The organism is Protofrankia sp. CiT1 (assembly GCF_917627335.1).
In the GTDB taxonomy this organism is placed as follows: Bacteria; Actinomycetota; Actinomycetes; order Frankiales; family Frankiaceae; genus Protofrankia.
Genome location: NZ_CAKJTP010000003.1, coordinates 17,795 through 28,923, shown reverse-complemented (window position 1 = coordinate 28,923; position 11,129 = coordinate 17,795). Strand labels below are relative to the sequence as shown.

Sequence of the window (11,129 nt, the reverse complement as noted above, 5' to 3'; positions counted from 1 at the left end):
TGATGCCGTTGCTGGTGATGCCGCTGCCCGTCGCGGCGCCATGGCTGATTCCGCTCCCACTGTGGATGACCCGGCCGCGGCCGAGGTCGTCGGTCCACAGAGCACCTGGGTGGTGACTGATACCTTCACTCGCCGTGACAACCGGTTCGGGCTCGTCCACGGCGGCCAGTCCTACGTCCTCGGTCCGCATGAGTACGCCGCCGGCGCCGCGGGGCCGCCCGCTCAGTGGACCGACCGGCCGGTGGCCGGGCATCAGACGACGGCCGGCTACGTCGGTGGGATGTCGGTCACCGCGTCGTCGTACGGCTTCGAACTGGTGGCCGCGACCGATCTGGCACCAGCCAACGCCGTGGACGGTGATCCCGGCACCGCATGGCAGAGCGTCAGAGACGACAAAGGCTCGGTCGGGCAGTGGCTGCAGGTCGATGTCGCGAGGATGATCGAGGTGCCGGCATTGACGGTGCAACTACTCGCGGAGAGCCAGGCTCGCCCGGCTGTGCGTGCGCTGAGGGTAACCACACAGGCCGGTTCGGTCGTGACCCCGGTCGAGCCGATCGAAGCCGCCCAGCGGCTTGCGGTACCCGCCGGCCCGACCCGGTGGTTCCGGATCAGCTTCGAACAGGTCAGCGGGGATGGCGACCCTTTTCTGGGCGCGGGAATCCGCGAGCTGACGATTCCCGGGATCACGTTTCAGCGGTATCTGCAGACACCCTTCGACGCGGCGCTGCTGTTCTCCGGGGCGAATTCCGGGCGCATCGTCTATGCGTTCACCCGGAACCGGGCCGATTCGTCCCAACCGTTCGAGGACGATGAGGAACGGCAGCTCAGCCGGCGTTTTGATGTACCACGGCCCATCGGCCTCACCGTCCGGGGCACGGTGGTCGCAAGCTCGGCCCAGCCGGAAAAGCGGGCGTTGGCTCTTCCCTGCGGATCGGGTCCGTTCGTCACCATTGACGGGCAGCGGTACGCCACCCGGCTCGATGCCTCGCGGGAGGACATCGAGGCGTCCCGGCCCGTCAGGATGGCTCTGTGCACCGATGGCGGCACGGTCTCCCTGAGCGTTGGCCCGCATCTGCTGACGACCGCACCCGGTGCGGCACCGTTCGCCGTCGACTCCATCACGCTCGCCTCCGCCGTCGCCGCATCGCCTCCGCCGTCGCCCGTCCGGACCACCCGCATCACCGGTTGGACGCCGGAGCGCCGCACGGTCGAGATCGCGGCGGGGGAGCGCAGCTACCTTGCTGTCCGGGAGAACGCCAATGCGTCGTGGACGGCGACCATGAACGGGGTGTCACTTCGGGCGATCAGGCTGGATGGCTGGCAGCAGGGCTGGATCATTCCAGCGGGCGCGGCCGGGAAGATCGTTATTAGGAACCTCCCCGGCCAGGCCTACCGTCGTGATCTTGGTGCTGGCATGGCCATGGTCGCTGGGCTGGCCGCGTTGGCGGTGTTCCCGAGCGTTGGGCGCAGGCGGGCCGGCCGGGTATCACGCCGGTGGGGCGCTGGTAGGCGCGTCCGCCGCCAGCCGGTTGAGCAAGCGCACGGTCAGCTCCGCTACGGCGTCATGCTGGCCGGCATGTGCGCGGTTATGTTGGTCGCCGGCCCTGCCGCGCTTGTGGTCCCGGTGCTCGTGGCAGTCGCCCGGCGTTCGTCGACAGGGCTGTCCTGGCTTGCCGCTGGCTGCGTGGGCGTCGCCACGGCCGTGGTGACGCTGACGCCCGGCAGCCTTCCCGGGTCTGGCCGGGGGGCCTTTGGCTGGCAGGTCCAGCTGTGCGGCGCCGCCGCGTTGGGGTGTGTACTGGCTTCGGTGGCCGTCCACCGTGGCGCGCGGCCAGCCGGTCTTGTCCCGGCGCCCGTCCCCGGCCCGATGGATCGCGGGTAGTGGGATCAGCACGGTCCATCACCCAGCCCGCGGGCCCGGAGCGCCGGGCTTCGCCGAACAGCGCATGGTGGTGATCGGCTGGTGGAGCCGGGCGATTGATTGTTCATTGTGTTATAGTTAGCTGTCAATTGTTATTTTTGCGTTTGATCGTGTTTTGTGGTGTAGTTTGGCCGGAAGTCCCGGAAGGCATTGCCGGTTATCGCACTATCGGTTTCCGGCGTGCGTTCGGGTGACAGGCGAGACGCCCGCCGCTGTTCCGAGCTGGATCCCAGCGGCAGGCGTGAGGATGGGAAACCGGTGCGGGTGGGGTGTGCCGTGGGGACATTTCACCGCTGGGCCGTTTTTCGAGCGGGCCAGGCGGGCAAGCCGAAGGAAGGTGTCAGCATCGACTCCCGCGCGATGCGACGGCCCACGTCGCTTCCGGAATCAGTTGTCCCGCCGCTTCCGCACCCCCGATCCGGATCACTGCTGTCCCACTCGTTGGGGCTGTTTGCCACTGGCGAGGCCAGGGTGGGATCGGCGGACCGTGTGCGGGAACGGCCTTTTTCGGTGCTGGAAGATTTGATCATGGCATCGGATCGCCGCTCCGCGCCGATCTCGCTGGGAATGATCGCCCGCACCCGGGCGGCCATCGACCCCGAGAGCCTGCGGGCGGCGGTGCACAGTGTCCTGGCCCGACATCCCATGGCACGCGCCCGGTTGCGGACGGGTCCGTCCGGCCGCCGATGGTGGTTTCCGGATGCCTCGACCGACGACGCGGCGGTAGCGACGGTGGCGGTGCTGACCGGTGACGACGGCGATGATGTGTGGGCGCAGTTCGCGGATCTCTGTTCGCGCCCGTTCGACCTGGCCGCGGCACCCCCGCTACGGGTGCTGCACATGCGGCTTCCCGGCGGCGACGCGGTGGCGCTCGCCGCGCATCACGTCGCTCTGGACGGGCTGAGCGTGGCGACGTTGTTGCGGGCGATCCTGGAGCTCAGCGCGCCGTCGAGCGACGTACCGGAGATGGCTCCCCAAGCGGGAGGGCCGACAGCGAAGGCGGCCGAGCGGGCTGTCGCGAACCCCGTCCGCCCGGCTGACTGCCGCCCGGCCGCCGCCGGGCCGGGCCGCCCGGCCCGCGGGCGTCTGCCCGATCTCGCGGTGCCGCGGCAGTGGTTGCCCGGCCGGGTTGCCGTCACAGCCGCTCGGCGGACCCGCCATGACCGCGCTCTCGCCGAGCGTCATCACCCGACGTATGGCGTGCACAGCGAGACACTTCCCGTCCCGAAGCCCCGTCAGTCCACCTGCGGCGGGTCGGCGGCGACCGTCAATGATCTTTTGCTCGCCGCTGCCCAGGCCGCGGTGGAGCGCTGGAACAGCGCGGCTGGGCGGGCGACCGGGACGCTGCGGATGCGAATGCCGATCAACATCCGGGAGCGGGATGGGGATGTCGCGCTCGGCAACCACACGGGCGAGGCGGTGATAGCCACGACGTCCCGGGAGCGTCAGCGTCCCGACATCCTGCTGGCCGCGGTACGCAGGCAGACCGTAGCCAGCAAGGCGGCAGATCGGCCGGCGGGCGCCAGGGTCCCAGCCGGCGTTGTGGCCAGCCTGCCAGGCCCGGTGCGCCATGCGCTCCTGCGCGTCGCCGTGGCCCTGGCTCGGCCGCTGCTGATGCCGGCGGCCAGCGTGACGAATCTCGGCCGGATGCCCGACCTGCCGGCAGCGGGCACCGCTGGCCCACAGGTCACGTCGTTTCACTTCGCGGCGTTCGCCGGTATGCCGCAGGGGCTGGTAATCACCGCGGTTGGTTACGGCGATGAGCTGTATCTGACATTCTGCTACCACCGTGACTTATTTGATCTATATGCGGTGCGGCGCTTCGCCGCCCTGTACCGGACGGCGCTCGGTGAGCTGAGCTGATCGACTCGTGTGGGCTGATCGACCCGTGTGGCCGGCCCGGTCGGCGACACGCCGCTCACCAGCCCGTCAGAAGGATGAGGACGCTCCGGCAACAGGACTGTCCGCTTGCACGGCATCGGGAAGCGCGCAGCGGACCGCGGCGATCAGCAGGTCCTCCCCGGTCGCGGTTCGCACCTCGATCGGGCCGGTGACACCGGCCCGATCGAGTGCGGCACGTGCGTCGGCGGGCCCCGCACCGTAGAGGACCGCGACCGCGCGGTCGAAGCCGTCCCCGGCCCGGCCTGTGCCGCTCTGGCAGGGCTCGTCGCGGTCGGGGACATTGCGGTAGATCAGGTCGGTACGGCGCAGGGCTGGTAGCGCCTGGGTCGACGGCAGCGGGAACTCCGCACGGGTGACCAGCAGGTCAGCGCGTCGTGACTCGCGCGGGTGACGGCCGGGCGCACGGCTGCTCAGCCTGTCGATCTCGGTGGTCACCACGCGGGCGAGCAGCTCGGCGGTGGCGTCCCAGGAGAAGCACGCGGCCCACGCACGCGCCCGGTCACGCCAGCGGGCCGCCGTGACCGGGTCCGCGAGCGCGGAGAGCGCCATGTCGATCGTGGGTCCGAGCCCATCGGCATCGTCCGCCAACCAGCCGGTATGGCCATGGCGGACGGCATCGCGCAGCCCGGGTACCCGGAATGCCACCGCCGGTACGCCATGGGCGTTGGCCTCCAGCACGGACAGGCCCCATCCTTCGCCATGGGACGGATTGACGGTCAACCAGGCCGTGGAGAGCAGCTGGTCCCGTTGCCTGTCCTCCACGTAGCCATGCCAGCGCACAACGTCGTCGCCGAGACCGAGCCCGGCCGCGTGCCGGCCGAGGCGTTCCCGGTCCGGTCCGTCGCCGACCAGGTCGACGACCAGCCCGGGGTGGGCTGCGCGAAGCGCGGGAAGGGCGTCCAGCAGCAGATGCAGTCGTTTGTGCGGGACGAGCCGGCCCACGCAGACGATGGTCGGCCGGTCAGCGGGCCGGCTCGGCCCGTCATCCCGGGGCGTATCGACACCGCCGGGCACGATGAAACGCGGCCCGCGCAGCCTCAGGATCTCCCACGCTTCGTCCCGCGTCGAGGGTGACACGACGGCCACCGGACACCGCCGGTACACCCACCGGCTGCCCGGGGTCTCCAGGAGCTGTCCGATCCTGGCCACCGGCGCCGGGAAGTAGAGCGGGAACTGGCGCTGGTGGACGTGGTGCAGAATCTGGACGACCGGGGTGGCCGGCAGCACCAGCGGACTGAAGAACGGGATGCCGTTCTGGCAGTCCACCACCGCGTCGATGCTGTGCCGGTCACGGAGAAGGCGAGCCAGCGTGGCTGGATACACCCCGAACGTCCCGCCTGAGCGGTTGATGGTGATACCCCGTACGATCTGCGATCGTCGTGTGCCGGCCGGGCGGGAGGTGAGCAGGCTCACCCGCGCGCCGGCCGCGGCGAACCGTTCCGCGACCGATTGGCAGTACAGCTCGGCGCCGCCGGCCTGGGGGTGTTCAAGGTCACGCCAGTTGAGAAACACCACGTGGCGCCCGGCGAGCGCATCCAGCTGCCGGCCCAGGCCGCCCGCGGGTGCCGCAATTGCGGGCATCCGGTTTACTCCCTTCAGCTGGGCTCCCAGCTTGCCCTGTTGTTTTCGGCACAGTCCGGCCGCGCCGCCGCGCACGCAGCACGCCATACTCCGCGCGACGATGGTGCCAGATCGCCGGTACCCGATGCCGGCCGGGTGTGGCGTTGGCCTACGGTGGGTAGACGACGCTCGGGAAATGGCGGCAAAACGTCGGCACCGGGCCGGGCACCAAAGTGTGCGGGAGGAAGGTGGATGGCGATCGCCGGGCGTGGGCTGTTTGCGCGGGTGCTCTCCGGCCCTGGGTCGCTCGCGGTTGCCGGGGTTGCCGTCAATGGCGGAAATCTCCTGGCCAATCTGGTGCTTGCGCGCGTACTCAATGCCACCGGTTACGGTGCGCTGGTCGTTCAGACCGGGATTTTCCTGATACTTTCGATGGGCGGCTCGGCGTTGCAGGTCGCGGTGGTGCGGCGGGGCATACCCGGTTCCGGTGACAGCCAGCACGCGCGCGGTTTCTGGATTCACCGGCTGCGTGTTGTCTGCGCTGTCGCGGCTGCCGTCACCTGCGTACTCGGTCTGTTGGCAGACGGGCCGGTTGCCGCGATCCTGTCTTATCCGCATCCCTTCGCGATTGCCGAGGCAATTGCGGCGGCAGCGATTTGGGTCTCACTTTCGGTTGAGCGCGGACTATTGCAGGCGGGTCGTGCCTACCAGGAGCTCGCCGGCAACTTCGTACTTGAGGGCATTGGCCGAATCGTCGTTACCATTGCCCTGGTGTTCGCCGGATTCGGAGTCAACGGCGCGGGCCTTGGGCTGATTGTCGGTGTGTTGTGTGCCGCTGAACACGCCCGTCGGCGTACGGCCCTGAGCGCGCATGGCAGGCATGAACTGCCGGGCCCCCGATCCGTGCCCGCGGATGGGGGTCGCCGGCGGGCCAGCGGCCAACGGGTGCGGACCAGGCACGCTCTCCGGCGCGACACGATAACCGCGCTCGGGGCGCTCGTGCCGCTGGCGATGCTGCAGAACATGGATGTGGTCATCGTCGGCTGGCTCAACCCCGCCGAGGCCGGGGCGTACGCGGCTATCGCGACCGCCTGCAAGGTGCCGGTGTTCATCGGCCTGGCGGTCGCGAACTTCCTGCTTCCGGAGGCGGCCCAACGCCGGCAGCGCGGCCGTCCCGCCACGGCGGCCCTGCTCGCGGCGGTGGGTTGGGTGGTCGCCCCCGGCCTGCTGCTGGTGGGGCTGGGCGCGGTCGTGGCCGCCCCCATGCTTTCGGTCGTCTTCGGCCCGCACCTGATCGCGGGCGCGCCCGCGCTGTGGGTTCTGGCGCTCGCCATGACCTGTCTCGCCGTGACGCTGCTGTTCACCAACTACCTGCTGGGGGCCGGCCAGCAGAAGGTGGTGGGCGTGCTCGCGGCCGGTACGGTCATCACCGGCGCCGCCTTGGCCGCGGCCGGCGGCGACCTGTTCGCCACGGCGGTTGCCGCGCTCGTCTGCCAGGCGGTGACCGCGTCCATGACCGGTTTCATGATGCTGCGGGCACACCGGCCGGCAGCGTCGGATCTGAGCGTCCCGGTCGCGGCACAGCGGCCGGCCGGGCCTGCTACCCACCAGCCGGTCGCGGATCCCGGGCTGCCGACGCAACGCCCGCCGCGGTCCGCGGCACTGTCCAGCAGCTCTCGCGCCGAGCGGTAGCTCACCTCGCCGTTTTTTTGGTCCGGAGCATCCATGGCACGGTCTTCATCGGAGACTAGGAGCCATGCGTCGGAAATCCGCGTCGGGGGACTATCCGCCCGCGCCCAGGGATGTATCCGGCGACGCCGCTCAGAATATCGGGCCGGGTGGCGGCATCGACCGGGCCGCGGGTGGTCACGGGCTCGCCGTGGCAGCTGGGGAGCGGGCCGCGCCGTGGCCCATGCCGGCGGCGGATCTGACTGGTGGTGCTGTCCCGGGCCCCGTCCCGGCAGCGGTGCCGGCGGCGCCGGAAACCGGCCGGGGCGGGGCCCGGGGGAGGCACCGGGGCGCAACCCGCCGCCGGGTCGTGGTCGGTGCCGCCGCGAGTGGTCTCGGTGCCCTCGCGGCTACGGGCCTGGCAAAACTACTGGGTGGGCCACGGCCGGCCACTCCGTCCGACGCGCTCGTGTTGTTCGGCGCGCCCGGCAGCTTCGGGGACCGTGCCGGAGACACCCAGCTTGCGACAGTCGGTGTTGCGGGCTGGGGCTTTGGTCCCGGCCAGGCCGCCTATATGTCCACGGTCACATCCGATGGGACGGTGTTCACCGCCACCACGCCCTTCTCGGACAACCAGGCACAGCCGACCGGGACGGGCATGGAGCTCGCGGTGTTCGAGCCGGCTTCGGTGAGTTTCACCCGGCTGGTCATACCGTCGAGCACTGGGCGGACGGAGCTGCCGCGGGCCGAAACGAGGTTCCGCGGCGTTGGCGGAGCCGACGTGGCCGACGTGGCCGTGATCGGTGCGGGTCCGGACGAACGGGTGATGTTCGTATCGGCCATGCCTTATTTCGGGTGGGACACGGCTGTCTACGGGGAGCTGCCCACGCTCGGGCAGATCCGCCGCCCGGCGCGGGGCGGATCGTGGCGTTACGACCCGGCCCATTCGTGGACGACGGACCAGCTGGCCGCGACCGCGCCGCCGGAAACGTCGGGAAGGGCCTTTCCGCGTGAGGCCAGGGGCGAACCGCGATCGCCCCGTGGCCCGGCGGCGATCAGCAAGCTGCCGGCCAGCGGTCATCTGGTGATCGCGCAGTACTTCGGCGCTGGGAGCCTCGGCACGGAGCAAGGCGCGTTGCTGGTCGTCGACACCGCGGGCCGGGTACGCGCCAGCTGGCAGTACCCCGAGACCCACGTCTTCGGTATACCGGTGGTGGTGAGCCCCCGCGAGGTTGTCGCTGATCCTACCAGCAGGGCCGGCGATGAACGGTTTGTGCTGATCAGCGATTGCCGGACAGCGGACAACCGGGTCGTTTCGTTTCCCATCCAGGAGTTCTCCTACGCCGCGGGCACCGGGAGCCGGGCAGCCGGGAGAATCACTCCGCGCAGCCTCCCGATACGTGCCGCGGTGGACAACTCCCGGATGGAGACCGCCTGCTTCGACGGGAACGGCACCCTGTACGTTGCCCGTACCAGGGCGGACGGACTGCGTGCCGCCACCCTCGCGGTCTATCCCAAGATCGGCAGTGAGCGCGGCCTGGTCAGCCGCACGCCGACGGTCGACGGCTGGCCGGCGCAAAGCTGGGGAGCGCTGAACCCGCCCGAGTACTTCGTCGCGGGCACCGGCGAGGGCGGCCTCATCCGCAGCATCGTCTTCGATCCGGCCAGCGGGGCGGTTGTGCTCGCCGGGCTCGACGGTACGGTGCAGGTCATCCGGCCGTCGGGCCAGGGACGGCACATGACCTTCGTGGTGGGCCGGCCGGTGGATATCGGCCTGCGCGGCCTGCGCGGCCCCTCCACCCGCTACATCGGTGTCCGGCGAGGCGCTGTCGACGCGCACCGCGGAGTGATGTGGCTCCCCGTCAACCAGCTGGTGCTCGACGCCATCCCCTGGCCGTATCCACCGTTCAAGCTCGACCAGTGGCTGATGCGTGTCGACCTGCGTGCCGTACTGCCCTGAGAGCGACCTGCCGGAGCCTCTCACAGGCTCCGGCAATAGGGCGTTCGATCAGGAAGCGGCGCCCGGGTGGATGGATCGCGAGGCGGCGGAGGGAGCCACCGGAGGTGTTGGGTGGCGACCGACGAGCCGGGGTACCCGTGCGTCGCGCGGCGATGGACGGGGAGCGATGACGCGAGGTGCCTGCCCTGGCCCCGCGAGGGCGCATCCCCTATTGCCGGTCGCTCCAAACCTGGTCAGGACGTGATGTCACGGTGCCTGAACAGCCCGGCGGCGACCACCACGGCCGCCGCGCAGAAGAGGAGAATCCGGCCGCCGGCCGCGGCGTAGGTGATGTGATACCCGTGCGCGCCCGCGGCGAAGGTGTCCATGAGCCGCGCGGGCAACCAGGTCGCCGCCGGGCTCCAGATGCGCGATACCAGCATCTCCAGCGGCAGGGCGTAGGCAAGGCCCACCGACACCGCCGCGGCGGGGGAACGGAACACGACCCCCGCCAGGACGCCGATGGTCGCGTATCCCAGGGATGCCATGAGCACGTTCAGGTATCCCTTGCCGATTTCGACCAGACCAGCGCTGCTGTGCCAGGCCGCGGTACTCACGCCCGTCGCGGGCGCGATCGCGAACGACATGGCGGCGGCCACCGCCATCGCCGCGGTGACCATCACAGTGACGAAAGCCGCCAGCGCAAGGCATTTGCCCGCGAGCAGGCGAAGCCGGTGGGGATAGGCTATGAGCTGATTACGCAGCGTCCCATGGGTGAAGTCGGAGCCGATCACGGCGGCGGTGACCGCGAGGGCCATCACCCCGAGCAGGATGCTGACGGCCTCCAGCCCCTGCATGACCCCGTCCGCAGCGGCCAGCGCGGTTGCCGTGACGGGCACGCCGTCGTAATCGCTGTGCCCGACCGACAGCATGGTCAATACCGCGCCGAGCGCTGCCACGGCGGCGATGGCCGCGAGCGTGCCGAAGAAGAATCGAGGGCGGCCGATCTTGACCCACTCGGCTCGGAACATCGGCGTCATGAAACACGTCCAGGGATGTCCTGGGCCGGCACACGGGGTGAGTGGAAGCCGACCGAGGCATCCGGTGAACTGCGGCTACGCGGGATCAGATCCCCGTCGACCCCGCCGGTCGCCACCAGAAAGGTCTCCTCCAGCGTGGGCCGGTACGCGGTCAGCGCGCGCAGCGTGATCCCCGCTTTCATAGCGATCTTATTGAGGTTCGCGGCCACCGCCTCGGGGGCGTGCACGCTCACTGACTCGGTCGAGGGCTCCGGCGGATCCACCCGCAGGCCGTGGTCGCGCAGCAGAGCGGCGAGGCGTTCGGTGTCTCCCGCATGCTCAGGCGTCAGCACGAGCCGTGGATCCTCGGCGGCCAACAGGTCGGTCACATGCCCCTGGAAGAGCAGCCGGCCAGTCCGGATCATGACCAGATGGTCACAGATCTGCTCGACCTCTGACAGCAGGTGGCTGGAAACGAAAACCGTCATCCGTGCCCCGGCGAGGTCCTTCAGCAGGCTTCTGATCTCACGGATGCCCGCTGGGTCCAGCCCGTTGGTCGGTTCGTCGAGGATCAGGAGCTCGGGGCCGGGCAACAGCGCGGCGGCAATTCCCAGTCGCTGTTTCATGCCCAGCGAGTAGAGGGAGAACCGGTCGTCGGCCCGGCTGGTCAGGCCGACCGTGTCCAACGTCTCGGCGACCCGTTCCGGGCCGAGCCGGCGCAGGCGGGCCAGCAGCAGCAGATTGGCGCGCCCGGTGAGCCCGGGGTGGAAGGTCGGCCCCTCGATCATCGCGCCGACCCGGGACAGATAGCCCGCGGGGCTGCCGACAGGGTGCCCGAGCACGAAACCGTGGCCGCCAGTGGGGCGGATCAGCCCGAGCAGCATCCGCAGCGTGGTCGTCTTACCGGCTCCGTTCGGCCCGACGAAGCCCGACAACGCCCCGGTGGGAACATGCAGGTTGATCCGGTCCACGGAGCGCCGGGTGCCGTACTGCCTGGTGAGCCCCTGGCTCCAGATGGCGGCGTCGGCCGGTGGCTGCGGCAGGTCCGTGCGAGCCTGCCGTCGTGATTTTGTTCGCACCCGCGGTGGCCTCGCCGGAGTCTCCGCCGTCATTACGTGAT

At 70.2% G+C, this 11,129-nt stretch carries 7 protein-coding genes; 4 read left to right on the top strand and 3 right to left on the bottom strand.

Annotation, left to right across the window (positions count from 1 at the left end):
* Together MJ785_RS01125 and MJ785_RS01120 are read left to right on the top strand one after the other, a co-directional pair.
* Positions 1 to 1,882 (top strand): discoidin domain-containing protein (locus MJ785_RS01125; protein ID WP_239379909.1); only part of this gene is annotated, 1,882 nt, incomplete at its 5' end.
* Positions 1,883 to 2,449: 567 nt separating this feature from the next.
* Positions 2,450 to 3,784: a condensation domain-containing protein gene (locus tag MJ785_RS01120; protein WP_239310093.1), complete on the top strand. Its 1,335-nt coding sequence runs from the start codon at positions 2,450 to 2,452 to the stop codon at positions 3,782 to 3,784.
* Positions 3,785 to 3,850: 66 nt separating this feature from the next.
* Here the strand turns inward: MJ785_RS01120 and MJ785_RS01115 are convergent, their stop codons facing one another.
* Positions 3,851 to 5,404: a glycosyltransferase family 4 protein gene (locus MJ785_RS01115; protein ID WP_239310094.1), complete on the bottom strand. Its 1,554-nt coding sequence runs from the start codon at positions 5,402 to 5,404 to the stop codon at positions 3,851 to 3,853.
* Between the two features lie 231 nt (positions 5,405 to 5,635).
* Here MJ785_RS01115 and MJ785_RS01110 point away from each other — a divergent pair, with 231 nt between their 5' ends.
* Together MJ785_RS01110 and MJ785_RS01105 are read left to right on the top strand one after the other, a co-directional pair.
* The gene (locus MJ785_RS01110) at positions 5,636 to 7,075 is read left to right on the top strand and encodes a lipopolysaccharide biosynthesis protein (RefSeq protein ID WP_239310095.1); all 1,440 of its coding nucleotides are present in this window, start codon (positions 5,636 to 5,638) and stop codon (positions 7,073 to 7,075) included.
* Between the two features lie 64 nt (positions 7,076 to 7,139).
* Positions 7,140 to 9,011 (top strand): hypothetical protein, encoded by a 1,872-nt coding sequence (locus MJ785_RS01105; protein ID WP_239310096.1) that lies wholly within the window; start codon positions 7,140 to 7,142, stop codon positions 9,009 to 9,011.
* 233 nt (positions 9,012 to 9,244) lie between these two features.
* Here MJ785_RS01105 and MJ785_RS01100 read toward each other — a convergent pair whose 3' ends face one another.
* Together MJ785_RS01100 and MJ785_RS01095 are read right to left on the bottom strand one after the other, a co-directional pair.
* Positions 9,245 to 10,030, bottom strand: a complete 786-nt coding sequence (locus MJ785_RS01100; protein ID WP_239310097.1) for an ABC transporter permease subunit — start codon at positions 10,028 to 10,030, stop codon at positions 9,245 to 9,247.
* On the bottom strand, positions 10,027 to 11,121 hold the full coding sequence (locus MJ785_RS01095; RefSeq protein WP_239310098.1) for an ATP-binding cassette domain-containing protein: 1,095 nt from the start codon (positions 11,119 to 11,121) through the stop codon (positions 10,027 to 10,029). Before MJ785_RS01095 ends, MJ785_RS01100 begins: the two co-directional genes overlap by 4 nt.
* Between the last annotated feature and the right edge of the window lie 8 nt (positions 11,122 to 11,129).

Bases quoted from the DNA above. Each gene is read 5' to 3' on its own strand.
- MJ785_RS01120 (WP_239310093.1), top strand. From the start codon at position 2,450: ATGGCATCGGATCGCCGCTCCGCGCCGATCTCGCTGGGAATGATCGCC.
- MJ785_RS01115 (WP_239310094.1), bottom strand. From the start codon at position 5,404: ATGCCCGCAATTGCGGCACCCGCGGGCGGCCTGGGCCGGCAGCTGGAT.
- MJ785_RS01110 (WP_239310095.1), top strand. From the start codon at position 5,636: ATGGCGATCGCCGGGCGTGGGCTGTTTGCGCGGGTGCTCTCCGGCCCT.
- MJ785_RS01105 (WP_239310096.1), top strand. From the start codon at position 7,140: ATGCGTCGGAAATCCGCGTCGGGGGACTATCCGCCCGCGCCCAGGGAT.
- MJ785_RS01100 (WP_239310097.1), bottom strand. From the start codon at position 10,030: ATGACGCCGATGTTCCGAGCCGAGTGGGTCAAGATCGGCCGCCCTCGA.
- MJ785_RS01095 (WP_239310098.1), bottom strand. From the start codon at position 11,121: ATGACGGCGGAGACTCCGGCGAGGCCACCGCGGGTGCGAACAAAATCA.